Source organism: Pseudomonas sp. C9, from assembly GCF_002000165.1.
GTDB lineage: Bacteria > Pseudomonadota > Gammaproteobacteria > Pseudomonadales > Pseudomonadaceae > Aquipseudomonas.
In genome coordinates this window covers 1,596,437-1,617,448 of record NZ_MPAK01000001.1, presented here as the reverse complement: position 1 = coordinate 1,617,448, position 21,012 = coordinate 1,596,437, and the positions used below count along the sequence as shown (strand labels likewise).

At 59.4% G+C, this 21,012-nt stretch carries 23 protein-coding genes and 1 pseudogene; 14 read left to right on the top strand and 10 right to left on the bottom strand.

The window, feature by feature from the left end; all coding sequences use genetic code 11:
* The first annotated feature begins 43 nt into the window (after window positions 1–43).
* Entirely contained in the window at window positions 44–970 is a 927-nt protein-coding gene (locus BMS17_RS07650; RefSeq protein WP_046029608.1) for a LysR substrate-binding domain-containing protein, read from the top strand.
* A gap of 75 nt (window positions 971–1,045) precedes the next feature.
* Window positions 1,046–1,411: a 5-carboxymethyl-2-hydroxymuconate Delta-isomerase gene (locus BMS17_RS07645; protein WP_046029609.1), complete on the top strand. Its 366-nt coding sequence runs from the start codon at window positions 1,046–1,048 to the stop codon at window positions 1,409–1,411.
* Between the two features lie 3 nt (window positions 1,412–1,414).
* Here the strand turns inward: BMS17_RS07645 and BMS17_RS07640 are convergent, their stop codons facing one another.
* Window positions 1,415–2,350 (bottom strand): LysR family transcriptional regulator, encoded by a 936-nt coding sequence (locus tag BMS17_RS07640; protein ID WP_077430712.1) that lies wholly within the window; start codon window positions 2,348–2,350, stop codon window positions 1,415–1,417.
* Between the two features lie 413 nt (window positions 2,351–2,763).
* Between BMS17_RS07640 and BMS17_RS07635 the strand changes: the two genes are divergently transcribed.
* The 6 genes from BMS17_RS07635 to BMS17_RS07610 all read left to right on the top strand — a co-directional run bounded on the left by BMS17_RS07635 (window position 2,764) and on the right by BMS17_RS07610 (window position 9,284).
* A complete protein-coding gene (locus BMS17_RS07635; protein ID WP_077430711.1) occupies window positions 2,764–4,146 on the top strand; it encodes a glutamine synthetase family protein in 1,383 nt (460 codons plus the stop codon).
* Window positions 4,147–4,301: 155 nt separating this feature from the next.
* Window positions 4,302–5,951 (top strand): phosphoethanolamine transferase, encoded by a 1,650-nt coding sequence (locus tag BMS17_RS07630; protein ID WP_077430710.1) that lies wholly within the window; start codon window positions 4,302–4,304, stop codon window positions 5,949–5,951.
* Window positions 5,952–6,021: 70 nt separating this feature from the next.
* A complete protein-coding gene (locus BMS17_RS07625; RefSeq protein ID WP_046029614.1) occupies window positions 6,022–6,684 on the top strand; it encodes a class I SAM-dependent methyltransferase in 663 nt (220 codons plus the stop codon).
* Between the two features lie 123 nt (window positions 6,685–6,807).
* A complete protein-coding gene (gene rnd / locus BMS17_RS07620; protein WP_046029617.1) occupies window positions 6,808–7,941 on the top strand; it encodes a ribonuclease D in 1,134 nt (377 codons plus the stop codon).
* Window positions 7,938–8,231, top strand: coding sequence for a YcgL domain-containing protein (locus tag BMS17_RS07615; protein ID WP_046029619.1), 294 nt, complete (start codon window positions 7,938–7,940; stop codon window positions 8,229–8,231). The genes rnd and BMS17_RS07615 overlap by 4 nt, the downstream gene beginning before the upstream one ends.
* Before the next feature lie 120 nt (window positions 8,232–8,351).
* Window positions 8,352–9,284 (top strand): D-2-hydroxyacid dehydrogenase, encoded by a 933-nt coding sequence (locus BMS17_RS07610; protein ID WP_046029622.1) that lies wholly within the window; start codon window positions 8,352–8,354, stop codon window positions 9,282–9,284.
* A gap of 271 nt (window positions 9,285–9,555) precedes the next feature.
* Here BMS17_RS07610 and BMS17_RS07605 read toward each other — a convergent pair.
* Window positions 9,556–9,876, bottom strand: a pseudogene (locus BMS17_RS07605) (transposase); the annotation flags it as partial.
* Between the two features lie 95 nt (window positions 9,877–9,971).
* Window positions 9,972–10,565, bottom strand: coding sequence for a nitroreductase family protein (locus BMS17_RS07600; protein WP_046033292.1), 594 nt, complete (start codon window positions 10,563–10,565; stop codon window positions 9,972–9,974).
* Window positions 10,566–10,732: 167 nt separating this feature from the next.
* Here BMS17_RS07600 and BMS17_RS07595 point away from each other — a divergent pair, with 167 nt between their 5' ends.
* On the top strand, window positions 10,733–11,182 hold the full coding sequence (locus tag BMS17_RS07595; RefSeq protein ID WP_007944020.1) for a YcgN family cysteine cluster protein: 450 nt from the start codon (window positions 10,733–10,735) through the stop codon (window positions 11,180–11,182).
* 37 nt (window positions 11,183–11,219) lie between these two features.
* The gene (locus BMS17_RS07590) at window positions 11,220–12,449 is read left to right on the top strand and encodes a hypothetical protein (RefSeq protein ID WP_077430708.1); all 1,230 of its coding nucleotides are present in this window, start codon (window positions 11,220–11,222) and stop codon (window positions 12,447–12,449) included.
* 101 nt (window positions 12,450–12,550) lie between these two features.
* On the opposite strand, the gene BMS17_RS07585 is transcribed toward BMS17_RS07590, so the two are convergent.
* The 4 genes from BMS17_RS07585 to BMS17_RS07570 all read right to left on the bottom strand — a co-directional run bounded on the left by BMS17_RS07585 (window position 12,551) and on the right by BMS17_RS07570 (window position 14,786).
* On the bottom strand, window positions 12,551–12,928 hold the full coding sequence (locus BMS17_RS07585) for a DUF2892 domain-containing protein (RefSeq protein WP_046033294.1): 378 nt from the start codon (window positions 12,926–12,928) through the stop codon (window positions 12,551–12,553).
* Between the two features lie 92 nt (window positions 12,929–13,020).
* A complete protein-coding gene (locus BMS17_RS07580; RefSeq protein ID WP_046033295.1) occupies window positions 13,021–13,491 on the bottom strand; it encodes an RNA methyltransferase in 471 nt (156 codons plus the stop codon).
* A gap of 188 nt (window positions 13,492–13,679) precedes the next feature.
* On the bottom strand, window positions 13,680–14,051 hold the full coding sequence (locus tag BMS17_RS07575) for a YajD family HNH nuclease (protein WP_007944009.1): 372 nt from the start codon (window positions 14,049–14,051) through the stop codon (window positions 13,680–13,682).
* Between the two features lie 48 nt (window positions 14,052–14,099).
* Window positions 14,100–14,786 (bottom strand): spermidine synthase, encoded by a 687-nt coding sequence (locus tag BMS17_RS07570; protein WP_046033296.1) that lies wholly within the window; start codon window positions 14,784–14,786, stop codon window positions 14,100–14,102.
* 95 nt (window positions 14,787–14,881) lie between these two features.
* Here BMS17_RS07570 and BMS17_RS07565 point away from each other — a divergent pair, with 95 nt between their 5' ends.
* A complete protein-coding gene (locus BMS17_RS07565; protein WP_046033297.1) occupies window positions 14,882–15,172 on the top strand; it encodes a hypothetical protein in 291 nt (96 codons plus the stop codon).
* Here the strand turns inward: BMS17_RS07565 and BMS17_RS07560 are convergent.
* Together BMS17_RS07560 and BMS17_RS07555 are read right to left on the bottom strand one after the other, a co-directional pair.
* A complete protein-coding gene (locus BMS17_RS07560) occupies window positions 15,169–15,642 on the bottom strand; it encodes a cyclic nucleotide-binding domain-containing protein (protein ID WP_046033298.1) in 474 nt (157 codons plus the stop codon). The genes BMS17_RS07565 and BMS17_RS07560 overlap by 4 nt on opposite strands.
* 152 nt (window positions 15,643–15,794) lie before the next feature.
* On the bottom strand, window positions 15,795–17,849 hold the full coding sequence (locus tag BMS17_RS07555) for a S9 family peptidase (protein WP_046033299.1): 2,055 nt from the start codon (window positions 17,847–17,849) through the stop codon (window positions 15,795–15,797).
* A 102-nt stretch (window positions 17,850–17,951) separates the two neighbouring features.
* On the opposite strand from BMS17_RS07555, the gene BMS17_RS07550 reads away from it, so the two are divergent.
* Genes BMS17_RS07550 through BMS17_RS07540 form a run of 3 tightly spaced genes read left to right on the top strand, consistent with a single transcriptional unit; the run spans window position 17,952 to window position 19,813 of the window.
* Window positions 17,952–18,449 (top strand): hypothetical protein, encoded by a 498-nt coding sequence (locus tag BMS17_RS07550; protein ID WP_046033300.1) that lies wholly within the window; start codon window positions 17,952–17,954, stop codon window positions 18,447–18,449.
* Between the two features lie 33 nt (window positions 18,450–18,482).
* A complete protein-coding gene (locus BMS17_RS07545) occupies window positions 18,483–19,259 on the top strand; it encodes a class II glutamine amidotransferase (protein WP_034150022.1) in 777 nt (258 codons plus the stop codon).
* An 11-nt stretch (window positions 19,260–19,270) separates the two neighbouring features.
* A complete protein-coding gene (locus BMS17_RS07540; protein ID WP_077430707.1) occupies window positions 19,271–19,813 on the top strand; it encodes a DUF2937 family protein in 543 nt (180 codons plus the stop codon).
* A gap of 143 nt (window positions 19,814–19,956) precedes the next feature.
* On the opposite strand, the gene BMS17_RS07535 is transcribed toward BMS17_RS07540, so the two are convergent.
* Window positions 19,957–20,880, bottom strand: a complete 924-nt coding sequence (locus BMS17_RS07535) for a LysR family transcriptional regulator (RefSeq protein WP_046033302.1) — start codon at window positions 20,878–20,880, stop codon at window positions 19,957–19,959.
* Between the last annotated feature and the right edge of the window lie 132 nt (window positions 20,881–21,012).

Genomic DNA, 21,012 nt, shown 5'->3' with positions numbered 1-21,012 from the left:
GCCTTTCTACACTGCCGTGAGTGTCGGGGACCGGGGGCAATGAATGAATCGCAATGAACTGCGCAAGGCGGACATCAACCTGATGGTGGTGTTCGAAACGTTGATGCTCGAGCGCAACGTGACGCGGGTTGCGGAGAAGCTGTTTCTCGGGCAGCCGACCATCAGTGCCGCGCTCAATCGCCTGCGCACGATGTTCAATGACCCGTTGTTCATTCGCGTCGGCCATCGCATGGAGCCGACGGCCCGCGCCGAGGAACTGATTCAGTACCTGTCGCCGGCGCTGGATTCGCTGTCGGTGGCCCTGAGCCTGACCCACGATTTCGACCCCGCCAGCAGCACCATGACCTTTCGCATCGGGTTGTCGGATGACGTCGAGTTCGGCCTGCTGCCGCCGCTGTTGCGGGCCTTGCGCCAGGAAGCGCCGAAGGTGGTGTTCGTGGTTCAGCACGTCGACTACTGGCGCATACCGGACTTGTTGGCGTCCGGCGACATCACCGTCGGCATCAGCCAGACCCGCGGCCTGCCAGCCAATGCCAAGCGCAAGCTGTTGCGGCACATTCAACCGAGCATCTTGCGCGCCGATGCGTCCGACACACCGCTGACGCTCGATGAATATTGCTCACGCCCTCATGTGCTGGTTTCCCACACCGCGAACGTCAGTGGTTACGCCGATGAGTGGCTGGCGGAGATTGGCCGCACGCGCCAGGTCGTCCTTTCCGTGCCGCAATACAGTGCGTTGCCGGCCTTGCTCGCCGGCACTGATTTGATTGCCAGCCTGCCGGACTACACCGCCGAAGCCATGGCCGCCTCTGGCTTGCTGTTCAAGGAACCCTTTCCGTTCAAGACCCCGACGCTGGACTTGTCGATGGTCTGGCTGAGCCATGTCGATACCGACCCCGCTGAACGCTGGTTGCGTTCGCGTCTTGAGGGGTTCATGAGTGAACGTTCGTCACTGCCGTTGGCCCAGTGAGCCGTCGGTCAACGCTGTGTTATACGTAGGACCTTTCTGCACACTCTTTCTGCACACCCTTTCTGGAGCCGCGTCATGCCACACCTGCACATGGAATACACCGCCAACCTGCCCGGGCTGAACGCCGACGTGGCGTTGATCCGGCTCAATAACACCCTGGTGGCTTCCGGTCAGTTTGCTGCGGAGTTCGACATCAAGAGCCGAGCGATGAAGGTCGAGACTTTCAAGGTGGGTACCGCGTTGGCTGAACGGGGGTTCGTCCATGTGAAGCTGGCGTTGTTGAGCGGTCGCTCGCCGCAGATCAAGCAGCAACTGTCTGAAAGCTTGCTGGCGGTGGTACAGGACCTTTGCGAGTGGCCGGCGGAGGTTGAAGTGCAACTGTGTGTCGAGATTCTCGACATTGATCGCGAGTCCTACGCCAAGACCGCCATCAGCCGCTGAGCTTCAAGCCATTGCCTGCTCGGCACAGACCTCGATCACCTGCTCGCGCAACCAGGTGTTGGCATTGTCCTGATCGGCACGTTGACTCCACTGCATGTCCAGGGTGAAACCCGGCAGCCCGTTGGGGGCTTCGCAGTGATTGAAGATCGCTTTGTTGGCCAGCAATTGCTGGATGCGACGGGGCAACGTCAGGATGAAGTCTGTGCCGGTGATGGTTTTCAGTGCCGCACTGTAGCTGTTGGCGCGCGCGACGATCTGCCGTTTGTGCGCCTGTTGCGCCAGCCAGCCGTCGACCCTGTTGGCGGTGGACGTCCATGGGGTCGGGAACACATGTCGGCGTTCGACAAAGGCTTGCAGGCTTAAACGCGGTTCCAGGGGTGTGGCGCGTTTGTCGAACACGCAGACCAAGTCATCTTCCAGCAACATTCGGGATTTGAAGTCGGTGTGGCTGCGATGGAAGTTTGGGCCGAAACAGATCACCAGATCGAGACTGCCATCGCGCAACTCTTCGACCGGAATATCGGTTTCGAATGTGTGCAGGTTGACCATCACCGGCAGGTCGGCGAAGTCGAAGCGCTTCAACAGGCGCGGCAGAATCAGCTGCTCGAAATACTCCGGCGCGCAAATATTGAACGTCACCGCTTGCAAGGTCGGGTTAAACGCCGGGGCACTGACGTGACACAAGTTGATGCTTTCGAGAATTTTCTGCACATGCGTGTACATGGTGCTGGCTTTGTAGGTAGGGCGCATACCGGTGCGGGTATTGGTGAAGAGCTCGTCTTCAAAACTGATACGCAGCTTTTTCAGGCAGTAACTTACCGTGGACTGGCTGACGCAGAGTGCCGCCGACACACCGGTGACGCTGCTTTGCTCGTACACGGCGACAAATACCATGAGGTCTTGCATGTCGAGCTTTCTAAGCAAATTACTGTTCAGCATCCATTCTGACTCGCTGTGCTCCTTGCGCTGACAGTGCGCAAACGTGTGCGAACGATCCTAACGGAACGACCGTACCAGGAGAATGCCTTGTAGGAAGTTTCATTGAAAGGCGTGGGGTAGGGCGCGAATGATTGTTTAGCCAATCCGTAACCAAGGTTCTTCAAATCCAGATTTAAAGACTCAACCGCCCGTGTGACGCTGCTGCTCATCTGTTCTCTGCGGTTTTTTCTATGGGCGATTGTCCCGTCGCACTTCCCTCCGAGTTGGCCTTCTGGGCGCTGTGGCATTGTCGTCACGCACGCCCACCGGATTCCTGCATTTCCCGTTGATTGTTCTGACAGGTCCCGCGCCCGGCGCTGGATCAAATCGGCGACGCCTGCGCGTTCGCCTGACGCGGAAATAAGAGAATGCTCATGAGTAGTGCCACGACATCGTTCGCCACCTTGCAAGAAGCCCTGACCTTTCTCGAACAGAACCCGGATATCGAAATGTTCGAGCTGTTCATTCTCGACAACAACGGTGTGCCACGGGGCAAGTTGTTGCATCGCGATGAGCTGCTGGCGGTCTACGAAAGTGGCCGGCCATTGCCGAGTACCATTCTCGGCCTGACCATTAATGGCGATGACGTGGAAAACTCCGGACTGGTCTGGGATGTCGGCGATATTGACTGCCGCGCCTACCCGGTCAGCGGCAGTCTGACGCGCATGCCGTGGCGGCTGATTCCGACAGCGGCGGTGCAAGTCAGCATGCACCCCAAAGAAGGCATGCCGGCGACGATCGCTGATCCTCGGCACCTCCTGGCGAAAGTGATCGAAGACTTGCAGGCCGATGGCTATTACCCGGTCATGGCGGCAGAGCTGGAGTTTTATCTGCTGGACCAACAGCGCGACAGTCAGGGGCGACCGCAACCGGCGCGCGATGTCGACGGCGGGCGACCTCGCACGACTCAAGTCTACGGTTTGCGTGAACTGGAGCAGATCGAGCCGTTTCTGGCCGATCTCTACAGTGCCTGCAAGCTGCAAGGAATTCCGGCGCGCACGGCAATTTCCGAATATGCGCCGGGGCAAGTGGAAATTACCCTCGAACACCGCACCAATGCCCTACAGGCAATGGATGAAGCGGTGCGTTACAAACGGTTGGTCAAGGGCGTGGCCCATAAACACGGGATGACGGCGTGCTTCATGGCCAAACCCTTTGATGACCTGGCGGGCACCGGGATGCACATGCACGTCAGCCTGGCGGACAAAGAGGGCAACAACCTGTTCGCCAGCGAAGCGCCAGACGGCACACCACTGCTCAGACAAGCCGTCGGCGGGATGCTCAGCACCTTGCTCGATTCACTGCTGTTGTTCTGCCCGAATGCCAACTCCTATCGCCGATTCCAGACCAACAGCTACGCCCCCCTGGCGGCGACCTGGGGTGTGGACAACCGTACGGTGAGTTTGCGCGTGCCAGGCGGGCCTGCGTTTTCCCGGCACATCGAACACCGTATTTGCGGTGCCGACGCCAACCCGTACCTGGCCGCCGCGGCGATCCTGGCCGGCATCCATCGCGGTATCCGCGAACGATTGGACCCGGGTGCGCCGGTGGAAGGCAACGGGTACGCCCAGGCCACGGAGTTGTTGCCGACCGATTGGCTGACCACGTTACGTGCGCTTGAGGGTTCGACCTGGGCACGTGAAGCGTTCGGCGGCCCCTTCCTTGGCGTTTACCTGGCCGTAAAGCGCGCCGAGTACCGACAATTCATGGGCGAGGTCGGTGAACAGGATTGGCGCTGGTACCTGAACCAGGCCTGAATCATTCTCAAACAGTCGTGATATCAGGAGCCAACTATTCGTTGGCTTCTTTTTCACAAAAAATTGATGGTTGGGTACCTAACATAAGTGTTGTCACGGTCAATGAAATTTTCACATTTGCCGTAGGCACTTCTTTTTAGGAACAGCCGATCACCATGTTGAAGATTAAAGCCGTGCGCCCGGAATGGGTGACACTGATTGCCAGTGCCTTTTTGTTAGCCGCCTTCAATTTTGTGCTCTGGCAACACCTGTTTGAAATCACGACGTCCGACGGTAAAGGCATCGTCATGCGCGTGGCATTCGGGGCGATGATTCTGGCGGCGTTCAACATTGTGCTGACCTTGCTGGCGTTCAAACGTGTGTTGAAGCCGGTGCTGATGCTGATCTTCATGATCAGCGCCGGGGTGGCGTATTTCATGAGTCAATACGGTGTACTGATTGACACCGGCATGTTGCGTAACTTCGCACAAACCAATGCGACGGAAGTACGAGACTTACTCTCGTTGAAGTTGTTGGCTTATATCCTGTTCCTGGGTGTTTTGCCGTCATGGTTATTATGGAAAACCCCGGTTAATTATCGCCGTTGGCACCATGAGTTATTAAGTAAAGTTCTGGTGAGTGTTGTGTCGGCTACCGTCATCGGTGGTGTGGCACTGATTAACTATCAGGGCTTGTCCTCATTGTTCCGCAATCATCACGAGTTGCGCCTGATGGTCGTGCCGAGCAACTACATCGGTGCCTCCGCTGGCTATTTGCGCGAACAGGTTGCTTCGGCCCATCAACCCTTTGTCAAAATCGGCGAAGACGCGCAGAAGAATCCGACCTGGCAGGGCCGCGATCGCAAATCCCTGACGGTATTGGTGGTGGGCGAGAGCGCCCGGGCCGAGAACTTCGGCATCCTGGGCTATGACCGCGACACCACCCCGAAGCTGAGTAAAGAAGCCGGCCTGATCGCATTTACCGATGTGCATTCCTGCGGCACGGAAACCGCCGTGTCCGTGCCGTGCATGTTCTCCAACATGGGCCGCAAGGACTACAACGCCAGCAAGGCGAAGAATGAAGAAGGCCTGCTGGATGTACTCAAACGTGCCGGCCTGGAAGTGATCTGGCGTGATAACCAGTCGGGCTGCAAAGGCACTTGCGATCGGGTCACCCTCGACGACGTGAGCAACTTGAAAGACCCGGTACTGTGCGCCAACAGCGAATGCCGCGATGAAATCCTGCTGCAAGGTTTGCAACATTTTATCGACACACTCGATAAAGACACCGTGCTGGTCTTGCATCAAATGGGTAGCCATGGCCCTGAGTACTTCAAGCGTTACCCGAAGGAGTTCGAGCGCTTCACCCCGGTTTGCGAAAGCAACGCACTGAACAATTGCAGTCGCGAAAGTATCGTCAATGGTTACGACAACACGCTGGTGTATACCGACCACGTACTGTCGAGCCTGATCGATCTGTTGCGCAAGAACCAGGAAAAAGTCGACACCGCGATGCTGTACCTGTCCGACCACGGCGAGTCGTTGGGTGAATACAACCTGTTCTTGCACGGCACGCCTTACATGCTGGCGCCGGAACAACAGAAGCACGTGGCCATGCTGGCGTGGTTCTCCGACAGCTTTCAGAAATCGTTCTCGGTGGACACCCAATGCCTGCAGCTGACTCGCGACAAACCGTTGAGCCAGGACAACCTGTTCCATTCGATGCTGGGGCTGCTGGAAGTCAGTAGCAAGGTCTACAACCCGGACCTGGATATGTTCGCCGGGTGTCGTGGTGCAGCTGGCGACGGTGTGCTGGCCAAGAAATGAAGGCTTCAAGCTTTTTACGCACCGGCCGCTAACAGGCAGCCGGTAGAGTCACTACCAAGAGTCATTGCACATGTCTGCGCAACCCACATCCGCCATCGAGCTTGAGTTCGCCCGGCGCTACGATCAGGAACACGCCCGCGTCTGCCAGCAGCCGCAACCGCGTAGCCTGACGGGGCGTCTGGCGTTCTGGCGCGAGGAAAACCTGGTGCGCAATGCGCTCAAGGTTGCGGGCGAGCCGGGGTTGATCCTTGACGTGGCGTGCGGCGCCGGGCGTTTCTGGCCGGTGCTGGCGGAGCATGCGAACCGCGTGATCCTCGCGTCGGACCCGTCTCAGGACATGCTCAACCATGCGCAGACTCATCATCCGCAGAGCTTGCTCAAGCGGATCAAGACCTTCCAGAGTTCAGCCTTCACCCTTGGACTGTCGGCGAATGCAGTGGACTGCATTTTTTGCATGCACCTGTTTCAGCACATCACCTGCGCCGAACATCGATTGGCGATGCTTGAGGAGTTCCATCGGGTCAGTCGCGATACGGTCATTGTTGCAGTGCGGGTGGACGGATTGTTCAAGCTGCGGCTACCCGAAATAGCGACCGCTAACGCTCCACAGCTGGTCAGCAAGGTCGAGATTGAAGCCGAATTCAAACAGGCGGGTTTTCGCGTGTTGCGTCATAAAGATTTCCTCCCGGGCTGCACGTGGATGCGGGTCTACGTACTGAGTAAGACCAGCTAGTCTCCACTTGTCAGACTTTTCTTGCCGTCGGGTAGGTCTTTTCGCTAAAGCTCTTGTTCAGTGGATGCGCGGAAATCGCCGGGGGCGATATATACTGCGCGCCATTCTTCAAGGGAGAGCCGTGTGGCCATCGATATTCACTGGATTCGCGACAACGATAGCCTCGGTCAGTTTTGCGCCGAGTGGCAGCAGTTGCCATTCGTTGCCCTCGACACCGAATTCATGCGGGTCGACACCTTTTACCCGATCGCAGGCCTGCTGCAGATCGGCGATGGCGTACGCGCTTACCTGATAGACCCGCTGACCATCGACAATTGGCAGCCCTTGGCCGCGTTGCTGGAAAACCCGGCCGTGGTCAAAGTCGTCCATGCCTGCAGCGAAGACCTCGAAGTGCTGTTGCGCCTGACCGGCAGCCTGCCAGCGCCGTTGTTCGATACGCAACTGGCGGCGGCCTACCTGAACCTGGGCTTTTCCATGGGGTATTCGCGGTTGGTGCAAGAGGTGCTCGGCATCGACCTGCCCAAGGGCGAGACCCGTTCCGACTGGCTGCAACGTCCGCTTTCCGACACCCAAATCAGCTACGCCGCCGAAGATGCTTTGCATTTGGCGGAAGTTTTCGTACAGCTTCGTCCGAAGCTTTCTGACGACAAGTATGCCTGGGTCCTGGAAGACGGCGCCGAACTGGTGGCCAACCTGCGCCGCGAGGTCGACCCTTACGAGGTCTACCGCGACGCCAAACTGGCCTGGAAGCTGTCTCGCGCCCAACTCGCCGTGTTGCGTGAACTGTGCGCCTGGCGCGAGCGCGAAGCCCGCGCCCGGGATCTGCCGCGCAATCGTATCGTTCGTGAGCATTCGTTGTGGCCGCTGGCGCGGACTCAGCCGGACAACCTCGGCGCGCTGGCGAAAATCGAAGACATGCACCCGCGTACCGTGCGTCAGGATGGCGAGTTTCTGCTTGATCTGATCAAGCGTTCCGGCAGTGTGTCGCCTGATCAATGGCCGCCAACCGTGCCGGAGCCGTTGCCGGTGGATGCCGCCGCACTGGTCAAACAATTGCGCGCTATCGGCCAGGCCGAAGCCGAACGCTTGAACATCGCGCCGGAACTGATGCTGCGCAAGAAAACCCTGGAAGCGCTGCTCAAGAGCGGCTTCCCCAATGGTCCTTACCAATTGCCTGATTCGCTGCGTGGCTGGCGCCGCGAATTAATGGGCCAGGCGCTGCTCGACAGCCTGGCCACCGCCGGAGAACAGCCTTGAAACGTATTTGCTCGATCTACCGCAGCTCGAAAAGAAGTGAAATGTACCTCTATGTGCTCAAAAGCGATGCACTGGAGCGCGTCCCGGACTCATTGATGGCGGCCTTCGGCAAAGCCATCCATGCGTTCGACCTGGTGCTGACCCCCGAGCGCAAGTTGTCGCGCGAAGACATCGCCGTGGTTCTGGAAAATCTCGACACGCAGGGTTATCACCTGCAAATGCCGCCCGCCGAGGACGAGTACATCGAGCACTTGCCGGAAGAATTGCTGCGACGCAACGACCCGATGTGAGGGGCTGACAGGTTCTGTTCAGGACCTTCATGAAACACTGGAACAATTTTTGATGATGGCTATAGCGAGGGCGCGACCTGCCTTCGGTGGCCGTCTGCACTGTTTTTGAAAGGTTTAACCATGCGCGTTCTGATTGCTGAACACGATCACCCTGTGTACGCCCAATTGTTGCGTCAGGCAGCGCCAGAGCTGGAAGTGCTGACCAGTGGCGACTCCGCCGAGCTGGCCCGTCAGGCGGCGGACTGCCCGGTGTGGCTGGGCCAGCCGGATTTACTCGCGACACTCCTGCGTCAGGGCCACCAGCCACAGTGGCTGCAATCGACCTGGGCGGGCATCACGCCGCTGCTGGCCGACGGCTTGCCCCGGCACTATCGACTGACTCGCGCGGTAGGCATTTTCGGTCAGGTCATGGCCGAGTATGTGCTGACTTATATGCTTGGCCACGAGCGTGAAGTACTGGCGCGGCTGGTTAGCCAGGTCGAGCGCAAATGGGACAGCCGCCACGGCCAAAGCCTGGCCGGACGCAAGGTGTTGATCGTGGGTACCGGTGACATCGGTCAGACCGTGGCGCAGTTCCTCGTGCCGTTTGGGGTCAAGTTGTACGGCATCGCCAGCGAAGCTCGCGAGCTGGCGCCGTTTGTTGAAGTGGGTTCGCTGGCCGATTTGCCGCGACTGGTCGGTGAAGTGGATTACGTGGTCAATCTGCTGCCCAACACCCCCACAACCCATGACTTGTACGACGCGGCGCTGTTCAAGCAGTTCAAGCCGACGGGGTTGTTCATCAACGTCGGGCGCGGTGTGGCCGTGGTCGATGCTGACTTGGTAGAAGCCTTGAAAGAAGGGCATCTGGCGGGCGCGGTGATTGATGTCTGCCGTCAGGAACCGCTGCCGCAGCGCCATCCATTCTGGACCGCCTGGGGCTTGCTGCTGACCGGCCACAGCTCGGCACCGACGTCGCCTTCGATGATGGTGGACCTGTTTGTCGAGAACCTGCGGGCGTATCAGGCCGGTGAGGCATTGCGCGGGGAAGTGGATTTCGAACGCGGTTATTAAACATGCAAAAACACTGTAGGAGCCGAGCTTGGTCCGGGCGGCTCCTACATCTATGGTTACCCCCTTTTCTGCAATACTGTTTTTGATGTCGTGTTTGGCTTGCTTTCATCTATCCGGCGTCTGAGTGGGGCTGTCACCCCGCGCCTCGATGAGAATCGATGCCCAACGACCCTAATTAGTGGAACGGCCTTACAGCCGTGTAGGAGCTCAGGGTTGTCGTCAGGCCGGTTGGCCGTTCACGTCATCAGTTATCCAGCATCGCAAAACCAGGTCGCATCGTGGGGCGAGACGCCGCCTCGCAGATCGCTTCGGCATCAGCGAAGTCGTTCTTGTTGCTTTTCACGTAAGGGCGCACGAGATGAGGAGCAATGAGCTTGGGCGTATGCCCCAGTTTGGCGACTTCCTGCGCCATGAAATGGGCGCCGCCACAGGCTTCCATCACGACGGTGCAGGGYTCCAGTTTCGCCAGATATTGGGTGAGCGCTGCCCGCGTAAACTTTTTGCGGTGAACCTCGTGGCCGCGATCATCTTGGGCATGCAGATGAAAGGAGTGTTTTCCGAGGTCGATGGCGGCAATAGCTACGTTGTTCATGGCAATGATCTCCGATGAGCCCCCTGTGAAAGCTCAGTGGGCGATCACAGGGGGCAGCGGGGGTAGCCATTTCATTAGTAGATCTTCAGTGGGGCTTAGAGGGTGAAGTCGCCCTCAGCCGCCAGTTCGTTCAACGGGCGGCGCGGGCTCGGCTCTTCACGCGCTTGCAGGTAATCGGCCAGCGATGCCTTGTCGCCCAGCTTGCCGACGGCGACCGCCGCATGCAGTGCATAACCTTCAGGAATATTCAGCTCCTTGCGGGTCAATTCCTGATCGAAACCGGCCATGCCGTGGGTGTGCCAGCCGCTGATGCTCGCTTGCAGCGCCAAATGGCCCCAAGCTGAACCGGTGTCGAAGGTGTGCCACAGGGCCGGGGTTTCTTCGGTGGCGCCCGGCACGGCGAAGGTGGTTTTCGAGATCACGATCACCAGAGCCGAGGCATGTTGGGCCCAGCTGCGGTTGAATTCGTTCAGCAGCCCCAGGTAACGCTGCCAGTTTGGCGTATCGCGACGCGCGTAAAGAAAGCGCCAAGGCTGCGAGTTGTAGGCCGACGGCGCCCAGCGTGCTGCTTCGAAGAAGCTCAGCAGTGTCTCTTCTGGAATCGCTTCACCGGTGAAGGCGCGGGGCGACCAGCGATCAGTGAACTGAGGGTGGATGGCATAGTCGGCAACGCGTGGATTAGCACTCATCAAGAGATTCCTTGCTACGTTTGAAAGTGAGGGGGCGAGGCGAAACCCTACTGGCCGGCGCAAAAACTGACAAGCCCGTTTCTACCGGCAGTCGCCAATGCTTGGCCCACAGGGGGCTTGGCACTAGACTGGCGGCCTTTTCACCACCTGATGTTGATGCTTGAGCCATGGCCGCCAAAGTCGAACCGTTCTGGATACGCAAAACCCTCGATCAACTGGATCAAGAGGAATGGGAGTCGCTGTGCGACGGTTGTGGCCTGTGCTGCTTGCAAAAACTCGAAGATGAAGACGACAACAGCGTCTACTACACGCGTATCGCCTGCAAATTGCTCGACCTGAAAACCTGCCAGTGCACCGATTATCCGAACCGGCGTGACTTCGTTCCGGACTGCATCCAGCTCACGCCGGGCAAGGCGGACGAATTCAAATGGCTGCCACCGACCTGCGGCTATCGCCTGGTCAGTGAAGGCAAGGACCTGCCGCTCTGGCACCATCTGGTGTGCGGCGACCGCGATGCGGTGCACCACGAACGTATTTCACAATCCGGACGCATGCTGGCCGAAGGCAGCGTGCCTGAAGATGATTGGGAAGATCACCTGATTTTCCGGGCGGGCTGATCGCACCAGGGTTTTAACGTTTCACGAAGGAGTGTGTATGGCTGTGGGATTGCGGCTGGCGTTGGTCGTTGGGCTACTGGCCCTGAATTCGTCCGTGTGGGCGGCGATGAAAGTCGATCTGGATTATCACGTGCGCCTGTTGCCGCAAAGTGATCAGGCTGAGGTGCGCCTGACGCTGACGCAGGGTTCGTCGGTGCGCAGCCTGGATTTTGACCTGGGCGATGGCAGCCGCTACAGCGACTTCAAGGCTGATGGCCAGTGGCAGCTCACGCCGGGCAAGGTGGCGCGGGGTGTCTGGCATCCCGCCGCCGACAAGGCCAGCCTGACCTACCGCGTGCGCATCAGCCATGGGCGCAAAAGCGGCAGTTTCGACACGCGCATGACGCCGACCTGGGCGCTGATGCGCGGTGACGATCTGGTGCCGGCCGCCAAGCTCGATCAACAGGACGGCGTCGAGCTGGTATCACGCCTTGAGTTCGAGTTGCCCACCGGTTGGAAAAGCGTCGAAACCGCCTGGCCGCGGATCGGCAAAAACAAATTCCGCATCGACAACGTGTCCCGGCTGTTCGACCGGCCGACTGGGTGGATGCTCGCCGGCCACCTCGGCAGCCGCCGCACGCGGTTGGGGGAAACCGAAGTCACCGTCGCTTCGCCTCCGGGCCAGGGCATGCATCGCATGGACGTACTGACGCTGCTGACCTTTGTCTGGCCGCAAGTTCAAGCCGTGTTCCCGAGCCATCCAGGCAAATTGCTGATTGTCGGTGCCAACGACCCGATGTGGCGCGGTAGCCTCGCGGCGCATGAATCGATCTACCTCAATACGCGTCTGCCGCTGGTCAGCGAAAGCGGCAGCAGTGCGTTGGTGCGTGAATTGGTGCAGGTGTTCGCACGGCTCAACGATACTCAGCGCAGCGACTGGATCCGCGAAGGGTTCGCCGAGTACTACGCCATTGAGTTGGTGCGCCGCGCCGGCGGCATGAGCGATGAGCGGTATGAAAGCTTGCACGGCAAGCTGATCAAGGACAGCCAGAAAGTCACGACCCTGCGCGGCGAACAGGTCAACTCGGCACAAGTGTCGAAAGCCGTGGTGTTGTTACAGGAGCTGGATCGCGAGATACGCTTGAAAACCCGCAACAAGCGTTCGCTGGATGATGTACTGCGCGAGGCGATGCATCTGGGAAGTGTGGATACCAAGGCGTTTGTTCAGTTGGCCGAGAGCGTCATTGGTGAACCTTCCAAGGTCCTTGATACCGCGTTGCTTCAGTAACACAGCCATCGCGGGCAAGCCCGCTCCCACAGGGAAACGCATTCCAAGGTGGGAGCGGGCTTGCCCGCGATGAGGCCCTCAGCTTCAGTACATCTTGAGGATCAAACCCCGGCTTTCGGCGACTTCAACGAATCATTACCCGTCACCGTAGCGGTTTTGGTCGCCGCCTCGGCATTCGCCTTCAGCTTGCTCAACTCTTCCCCGGCCCGCTCGATCTTCGCCCGCACGATGTCCATGTCCTGGCGGCTTTTCTCGATCATGCTTTTGAGCGAACTGTGCCCGGTAATCCCTCGAGCCAGTGCCACGCCGCCGATCGCCACCTGAATCAAGCCGAAAATACCGCCGCGACGCAGGCCCTTGCCCATCATCACCACGCCACCGGCCACGGAGCCGGCGCGTTCCCAGCCGTGAACGTTCTGCTCGGAAGGGGTCTGGAACGGGGTGGATTCAATACGCTCTACACGTTTGAGTTCGCTCATGATCTTTCTCCTGGCAGAAATCACTGATTCAGTCGTGGATAGTTAAGCTGACTGCCGAGGCCGGCGGCTTGTTCCATTGGATGTGCATTGATTCAGCGAAATTTCGCACCGGAACGGGTGTTGAGCCCTTTGGACATGCGGTCGTAGAGCACGACATTGACGGTGGCCGCCAGGTTCATGCAACCGGTGGTCGGGATGTAGACCACGTCTTCGCACCAGTCGCGAATGTCTTTATCCAGCGAGCCGTCTTCCGGGCCGAAGATGTAGAGGGCGCGGTCCGGGTGGGTGTATTCCGGCAGGGAACGGGCGCCATCGACCAGTTCCACGGCAACCGGCACGCAGCCCAGAGGCAGGATTTTTTTCAGGTCGTCGATGCCGATCAGCGGGATGTCGTAGTGCACGCGCTTGGTGTCGGTGACGAAGTCGGCAGCGCGTTCATAGCGCTTGCCGGTGTAGAACACGGACGCCACGCCATAGCAGCCGGCGGCGCGCATGACCGAACCGACGTTTTCGGGTGATTTGGGGTTATACAAACCAATGCAGCTGTACCGTTTGTCTGCCACGAGCGGGGTGCCTTCGGGGAAAAAACGGCGATTATACGGGGATTGGGGGAGGGGTGTTTGGTTTGAGATTGGTGGTGTCTGGACAATTGCTATCGCGGGCAAGCCCGCTCCCACAGGATTCGTGGTGTACACAATAACTGTGGGAGCGAGCTTGCTCGCGATGAGGCCAGTAAGGGCGCCGAAGACCTTCAGTCTTCCTTCTTCATCAACCCCGCCAACGCCGCAAACGGGTTGTGTGTCGCCTTGGCGATCTTCGGCGTGCTCAGCGAGCCTTCGCCAAAATACTGCTGGTCGGTATAGCGCGAGTGTTCATTGTCGTGGCAGTACAGGCACAACAATTCCCAGTTCGAGCCGTCCTGCGGGTTGTTGTCGTGGTTGTGATCGCGATGGTGCACGGTCAGTTCGCTCAGGCGCTTGCCGGAAAACTCACGGGCGCAGCGGCCGCACACGTGTGGGTACATCTTCAGGGCTTTGTCGCGGTAGCCCATTTCCTTGTCGCGCTGGTTGTCGGCGAGGATGCGATCCAGCTTCGAAGTGTTGGTCGGGGTGGACGAACTCATGGGTTCACCTTTGTAAAAGACTAATGACGGTTATGTTCAGAGTTTAGCTCAGCCCTTGAGCTTCTCGGCAATCCAGATGGTGTGGCGTGTGCCCTTGTTGCCGTGGGCGAAGACCTGGACTTCCTCGGCCTTGAAACCGGCCTTTTTCAATTTGTCGGAAAACTGTCGGTCTGCACTCGCCGACCACACCGCCAATACGCCCTTGGGCCGCAGGGCCTTGGCGCAAGCGCTGAGGCCGCCGGCGGAGTAGAGCCAGCTGTTGGCCTTCTGGGTCAGGCCTTCGGGGCCGTTGTCGACATCGAGCATGATCGCGTCGAACCCTTGTGGTTCGGCTTGCAGGACGTGGGCGACATCTTCCATGCGGATGACGGTACGCGGGTCGAGCAACGGGTTGCCGGCTTTTTCGCCCAGCGGCCCACGGTTCCACTCCACGACGCCCGGCACCAGCTCGGCGACCACCACTTGCGCGCTTTTGCCCAAATGCTTGAGCGCCGAGGCGAGGGTGAAGCCCATGCCCAGGCCGCCGATCAGCACGCGCGAATTCGGCCGGCCGGCCACTTTGCGGCAGGGGATCTCGGCCAGTGCATCCTCGGAGCCGTGCATGCGCGTGTTCATCAACTGCCCGCCGTCGCCACCCTGGATCTTGATGACGAAGTCCTCACCGTATTCGAACAGGCACAGGGCACCGCCGTTTTCAGGAATGGGCGTGGTGTCGAGCAGGACGAAACGTTTCATGGGGCTCTCTTGAGAAAGTCTTGCATAAACTGGGAGGGCAAACGGGCGCAGTTGGGAGTAGCCTGAATGTGACGAAATCGCCAACGGAGCCATTGATGAAGCGCACCATTCTAACGGCCATTGCTCTGGCCGCGCTCTCGATTACTGCAGTGCAGGCGCAACAGTTGCAATCCATCCCCGTCAGCCCCCCAACCATGCCCGGTTCGCCCGGCACCGCGACGCCGACGCCGTACCCGCAAATCACCGCGCCTTCCTTGCCAAAAACGGGGCCGGGCAGCAGTGGTCCGCCATTGGTGCCGATTGAAATGCCGAGCCCGCCGACCAAGGACCAGCCTGTGCCGGGGATCGAGCCCACCCCGACGAAAGCCAAATCGCCGGGCGGCTAAACCTGTTGCGAAAGCAGTTGTCCATCCGCCATGCGCAGGCGTTTGGAGAGGGAGACGGCGAGGGCGCGGATGATCTTGGCGGCGATTTTCGGTGCGTCGTTGATCATCTTTTCCAGCGAGTCCTTGCCCAGGTTCAGCAGTTGGCAGTGACTGGCGGCCACGCAACTGGCGGAGCGTCGTTCACCGTCCAGCACCGCCATCTCGCCGAACGAGCGGCCGCTGCGCAATGTAGCCATGGTCACCAGTTGCCCGTCACCATTGGTTTTTTGCACCGCCACCTGGCCGGTGTGAATGATGCACATGAAGCTGCCGGCATCGCCCTCGTGGAAGATTTCCTCACCTTGCGCCACCGTGCTGATGCTGAAATAGCCCGAGGCGGCCGCGAAGTCTGCGGGCAGCAATTGATCGAACAGGCCGCAATCCATCAGCCAGTCGCGAATTTCGTTGTTCAGTAAGGTCGGTTCTGACATGTCGTCACGGTCTTTTTTCTTGTGTCTGATTCCGGTTTTCGGGAGATCCCCAACCCCTTCTAGGAGCCGGCGGTGCGACGATTCCTACAGGGGATGTGTGCGCCTTGGGGCCAAGTGTCTGGTCTTAAGACCGACACACCGGGCCAAGTTCCTCAGGCAATACCCAATACCTTGAACAAAAATGCATATTCGAGCGCTACGTCACGCAATCCCTGGTAACGACCGCTCATTCCGCCATGTCCGGCGCCCAATTCGGTCTTGAGCAGCAGAGGGTTCGCGTCGGTTTTGGTCGCACGCAATTTAGCCACCCACTTGGCCGCTTCCCAGTACTGCACGCGGCTGTCGTTGTAGCCGGCAATCACCAGCGTTGCCGGGTAGGCTTGTGCGGTGACGTTTTCGTACGGGGCGTAGGCCTTGATCCGATCATAAACGTCCGGCTCTTCAGGATTGCCCCACTCGTCGTATTCCGTGACGGTCAGTGGCAGGTCGGGGTCGAGCATGGTGTTGAGCACGTCGACGAACGGCACTTCGGCAATCGCCGCGCCGAACAATTGCGGCCGTTGATTGAGCACGGCGCCAATCAGCAAGCCACCGGCGCTGCCGCCGCTGATCGCCAATTGTTTTGCGCTGGTGAAACCGTTGGCAATCAAATGCTCTGCACAGGCAATGAAGTCGCTGAACGTGTTGTGCTTGTGTTCCTGTTTACCGGCCCGATACCAGGCCTCACCCAATTCGCCACCGCCACGCACGTGCGCGATGGCGAAGGCCATGCCGCGATCCAGCAGGCTCAGGCGAGCGTGGGAGAACCACGGGTCGAGGCTTTCGCCATAAGCGCCGTAGCCATACAGATACAGCGGCACCGGTTTGCCGAGGTGCTCGCGCTTGACCACCAGGCTGATAGGCACCTGCGTACCGTCCGGTGCCGTTGCCCACAGGCGCTGACTGACGTAGGCATCGGCGTCGAACGGGCCGAGTACCGGCGTTTCCTTGAGGACTTTTTGCTCGCCGCTCGCCAGTACGAGCTGACGGATTTGCGCCGGACGGTTCAATGCCTCGTAGCGCAGGCGGATCCTGTCGCTGGCGAACTCCAGGCTGTTCTGTACGTGCAGGCTGTAGGCCGCGTCCGGCAATTGCACGCGATAAGGCGACTGGCCTTGTGGGTGGACTTCGATGATCGGCAAGCCACCTTCGCGCAGGCTCAGGGTCATGGCGCCAGTGTTCAGGCTCATGCCGTCGATCATCACCGTGTCGCTGTGGGGGATCAGGTTTTGCCATTCGGCCTCGGTGGGCGCCACGCCGGTATCGACGGTGCTGTACAACGCGAAGTTGATGCCGTCGCGGTTGGTACGAATGAACCAGGCCCATTGGCCATCGAGGGCGCCGTGGTCGACGTCGTACTCATGGTCCTCAACCCGTGGCGCCAGACAGGTGAAGGCCTGATGCGGCAGGGAGGCGTCCAGCGCCCAGACTTCACTGGTGGTCTTGCTGCCCAGGGACAGCAGCAGTTGCAGCTCGGAGCTTGAACGGTAGCAATGCATGAAGAATCGGCCGTCCGGCTCGTGGAACACTTCTTCGGCCGCCGTGCCGTCCAGCCGATAACGGAACAGTTTGTGCGGGCGATGGGTGTCGTCCAGCTCGCCAAAAAACAGCGTCAGGCTGTCGTTGGCCCACGTCATGCTGCCGTCGCAGTCCTGGAACTCCAGTTCACTGACGCGACCGTCCGACAATTCCTTCACGAACAGGGTGTAAATCTCATCACCCGTGGAGTCGATGCTGTAGGCCAGGCGCTGGTGGTCCGGGCTGATGCTGAACGCCCCCAGGGAAAAGAAGCCACCGTTGGCCAATTCGTTCGGGTCCAGTAGCAGCTGTTCCTGGCTTTCGTCGAGTTGCAGGCTGTCATCGGCCGGGCGCGGGCAGCGGTAGTGCCGGGCATATTCGTCACCGGCCGTGGTGCGCGTGTAATACAGGTACGGCCCCCAAGGGGAGGGCAGCGACAAATCGGTTTCGAGAATCCGCCCCTTGATCTCTTCGAACAGGGTCTCGCGCAGGCCGGCCTGATCGGCGGTTTGTGCCTCTTGATAGCTGTTTTCAGCCTTGAGGTAGTCGAGCACCGCGTTGGTGTCGCGCTCCTGTAGCCAGGCATACGGGTCATCGCCTTCCGCCTTGTGGGCAATGGGCGCGTCGGAAACGTTGGCGGATAGGGGCATGAAAGACTCTCGAACGTTGTACGAAATTGGCGGGTCGCAGACAGCGGGCAAGCCTGATGTGCGAAAAGTCGTTACTATAAGCGCCTCTTTGCCTGCCTTGCCATGGACACCATGACCGAGAACGACTATCTGATCGCTTGGGGCCTCTACGCCTTCGCCGCTTTGGGCTGCCTGTTGGTGTGGATGCGATTGACCCGCTGGATGTGGCGTTGGCTGCGCGAGCCGTTGCGGCTGCTGGTGGCGGTGTTGCTGTTTAGCCCGACGATCATCGACCCGGTGAAGGACAAAGTCGCACCGGCCATCGCCATCACGGCGCTCGACCTGCTATTCAAGGTCGGCAACAACGCCTGGCGGGCAATTTCCGATCTGTTCATGTACGGCATGATCGCCTTCGGACTTTACTTGGTGATGGTGGCGATCCGCTTCCCGATCGAGCGCGCTTCCAACGCTCGCAAGGAACAGGCGGCTGCCGCCAAGGCTGCTGCCAAGGCAGAAGACCCTGACGATGATCATCCCTTCGGCGGTGCCGGCGATGATCGTTACGGCCGACCGCCGGTCCCGAGCAATCCTCAGCGATTGCGGGTCGAGCCACGTTTGTAACCTTGCCCCTGCCTTTTCATCGAGAACCCGAGCATGTGTGAGTTATTGGGCATGAGCGCCAATGTGCCGACCGATATCGTGTTCAGCTTCACCGGGCTGATGCAGCGCGGCGGCCGTACCGGGCCGCACCGCGATGGCTGGGGGATCGCGTTCTATGAGGGGCGCGGCCTGCGCCTGTTTCAGGACCCGGCTGCCAGCTGCGAGTCTGAGGTGGCGAACCTGGTGCAGCGTTATCCGATCAAAAGTGAAGTGGTGATCGGGCATATCCGCCAGGCCAATGTCGGCAAGGTCTGCCTGTCCAATACCCACCCGTTCGTGCGCGAACTGTGGGGGCGTAACTGGTGTTTCGCGCACAACGGCCAACTCGCTGACTTTCAACCGACCGCCAGTTTCTACCGCCCCGTCGGCGACACCGACAGCGAAGCGGCATTCTGCGATTTGCTCAACCGTGTGCGCGCAGCCTTCCCGGAACCGGTCGAGGTTGAAGAATTACTACCCGACCTGGTGGCGGCCTGCGCCGAATACCGCAGCAAAGGCGTGTTCAACTGCCTGCTCAGCGACGGCGACTGGCTGTTCTGCTATTGCTCGACCAAATTGGCCCAGATCACTCGTCGGGCACCTTTCGGCCCTGCGCGCTTGAAGGATGTCGATGTGATTGTCGACTTCCAGGCCGAAACCACGCCCAACGACGTGGTCACGGTGATTGCCACCGAACCCCTGACCGAAAACGAAACCTGGACCCGCTACGAACCGGGCCAATGGAGCCTTTGGCGACGCGGCGAATGCGTCAGCCAGGGCAAGACCGAATAAGGATCTCCCCGATGTTGCTCAGTTATCTACGCCTGGTGTTGTTTGCGGCGGGTCTGTTGGTCGGTGTTCAGGTGCCGGGGTTTATCAATGATTACGCCAAGCGGGTCGAGGCGCATCTGATAGAGGCGCAAACAGGCTTGAGCGGTTTTCAGGGCACCGCCAATCAGTTCTTCAAGGGGGATATGCAGGCACTGGTCGCCCATTACCGCGCCAGCGAAGACCCGATCTTTCGCAGCGATGCCGACAGCCTGAGCAACCTGCTGACCCGTCAGCTGGCGTTGGATAAACAATTCCAGGCCATGCAAGGCCCGTGGTACATCCGCTTCCTGCAGGTGGTACTGGCGGCTGACCCGGATATTCGCAAGGAAACCTGGAACGGCTACAGCTATCAGATCCTGCTGACGCCCGAAGCGATGATCTGGGGGATGAGCGGCGCGTTGTTGCTGTCGTTCGGGATTGAATGCCTGTTCCGCCTGATCGACTGGGTGGTGCTGGGCGGCAAACGCCTGCGCCAGAGCCGACCGATTGAAGACCGCGATGTGCGCGGCCTCTAGGCCGAATCGGCCCCCTGTAGCAGCTGGCGCAGCCTGCGTCCGGCTGCGCAGCAGTCGTCAATCCAGCGACCGGGATTTACCTGAAACACCACGGAGGCTGATTTTACGACTGCTGCGCAACCGGACGCAGGCTACGCCAGCTGCTACATAGGTTGGCGCGCCAGAACGATGTAATCCTCGCCCATCTCCTGCGCATACCGTTTCAGCACCTGCTGACACAACGCCACAATCTCCTCGACCCACTCAACGCCTGTGCGCCACGACACCACCACCTGTAAATCCGGCGGTCGTTGATCAATGGCCAACAGCGTCAATTCCCCGCGCGCCAATTCCTCGGCCACCAGCACCGGCGGCAGCGCGCCAATGCCAAAACCATCACGCAACAAGCGGGTTATCGCCGACACCGAATTCACGCAGTTGAGGCGCGGGGCCATTACGCCATTGGCCTGCATCAGGGCCAGCACTTCCTGGTGTGGATGGGAGTTTTTCGAGTAGGTAATGATCCGCTCGCGCGCCAGATCGGCGATGCCCGAATATTCGCGGTTGTAGAGCGAATTACTCGCCGCGATCCAACCCATGGGATGGCTGGCCAGCTCCAGGCTGCGCACGCTTTCCTGACGCATCAGGTCGGTTTGCAGGATCAGATCGAGAAAGCCTTTTTGCAGCTGATCGCAGAGGTTGAGCGAGGTATCGGCCACCAGTTCGATTTCCACCAACGGATAGAGATCCGTCATCTGCGCCACCAGCGGGCTCAGCCAGGTGTGGATTACCGTGTCCATGACGCCGATCCGCACCCGTCCGACCTTGCTCGATCGGGTCTCGATCGATTGTTTGAGTGCCTGCATGGTGTCCATCATCTGCTCGGCATAGTCGAGCACTTTCAAGCCTTCAGGCGTCAGGCTGACGCCGCGGGAATCGCGCAAAAACAGCTTCACCCCCAGTTCACCTTCAAGCACCGCAATTCGGCTGGAAATCGAGGCCTGGGTGGTGAAGAGTTTGTCGGCGGTCAGACGAAAACTTTTGAGTCGAGCGACCCAGACAAAGGTCTCGAGAAACTTCAGGTTCATGGGATCAACTTTTTCTTATGCCTAAACCGGGTTTTTATTAGTTGGACGCAGCAGGGCCACGCGCCAAAAATCGACGTATCCGGTTCCCACGATAGGCGTCGTCGGGGCTTAGAACAATACCAATAAAATTTG

Coding starts and splice junctions, on each gene's coding strand:
- BMS17_RS07650 (WP_046029608.1), top strand. CDS start 44: ATGAATCGCAATGAACTGCGCAAGGCGGACATCAACCTGATGGTGGTG.
- BMS17_RS07645 (WP_046029609.1), top strand. CDS start 1,046: ATGCCACACCTGCACATGGAATACACCGCCAACCTGCCCGGGCTGAAC.
- BMS17_RS07640 (WP_077430712.1), bottom strand. CDS start 2,350: ATGCTGAACAGTAATTTGCTTAGAAAGCTCGACATGCAAGACCTCATG.
- BMS17_RS07635 (WP_077430711.1), top strand. CDS start 2,764: ATGAGTAGTGCCACGACATCGTTCGCCACCTTGCAAGAAGCCCTGACC.
- BMS17_RS07630 (WP_077430710.1), top strand. CDS start 4,302: ATGTTGAAGATTAAAGCCGTGCGCCCGGAATGGGTGACACTGATTGCC.
- BMS17_RS07625 (WP_046029614.1), top strand. CDS start 6,022: ATGTCTGCGCAACCCACATCCGCCATCGAGCTTGAGTTCGCCCGGCGC.
- BMS17_RS07610 (WP_046029622.1), top strand. CDS start 8,352: ATGCGCGTTCTGATTGCTGAACACGATCACCCTGTGTACGCCCAATTG.
- BMS17_RS07600 (WP_046033292.1), bottom strand. CDS start 10,565: ATGAGTGCTAATCCACGCGTTGCCGACTATGCCATCCACCCTCAGTTC.
- BMS17_RS07595 (WP_007944020.1), top strand. CDS start 10,733: ATGGCCGCCAAAGTCGAACCGTTCTGGATACGCAAAACCCTCGATCAA.
- BMS17_RS07590 (WP_077430708.1), top strand. CDS start 11,220: ATGGCTGTGGGATTGCGGCTGGCGTTGGTCGTTGGGCTACTGGCCCTG.
- BMS17_RS07585 (WP_046033294.1), bottom strand. CDS start 12,928: ATGAGCGAACTCAAACGTGTAGAGCGTATTGAATCCACCCCGTTCCAG.
- BMS17_RS07575 (WP_007944009.1), bottom strand. CDS start 14,051: ATGAGTTCGTCCACCCCGACCAACACTTCGAAGCTGGATCGCATCCTC.
- BMS17_RS07570 (WP_046033296.1), bottom strand. CDS start 14,786: ATGAAACGTTTCGTCCTGCTCGACACCACGCCCATTCCTGAAAACGGC.
- BMS17_RS07565 (WP_046033297.1), top strand. CDS start 14,882: ATGAAGCGCACCATTCTAACGGCCATTGCTCTGGCCGCGCTCTCGATT.
- BMS17_RS07560 (WP_046033298.1), bottom strand. CDS start 15,642: ATGTCAGAACCGACCTTACTGAACAACGAAATTCGCGACTGGCTGATG.
- BMS17_RS07555 (WP_046033299.1), bottom strand. CDS start 17,849: ATGCCCCTATCCGCCAACGTTTCCGACGCGCCCATTGCCCACAAGGCG.
- BMS17_RS07550 (WP_046033300.1), top strand. CDS start 17,952: ATGGACACCATGACCGAGAACGACTATCTGATCGCTTGGGGCCTCTAC.
- BMS17_RS07545 (WP_034150022.1), top strand. CDS start 18,483: ATGTGTGAGTTATTGGGCATGAGCGCCAATGTGCCGACCGATATCGTG.
- BMS17_RS07540 (WP_077430707.1), top strand. CDS start 19,271: ATGTTGCTCAGTTATCTACGCCTGGTGTTGTTTGCGGCGGGTCTGTTG.
- BMS17_RS07535 (WP_046033302.1), bottom strand. CDS start 20,880: ATGAACCTGAAGTTTCTCGAGACCTTTGTCTGGGTCGCTCGACTCAAA.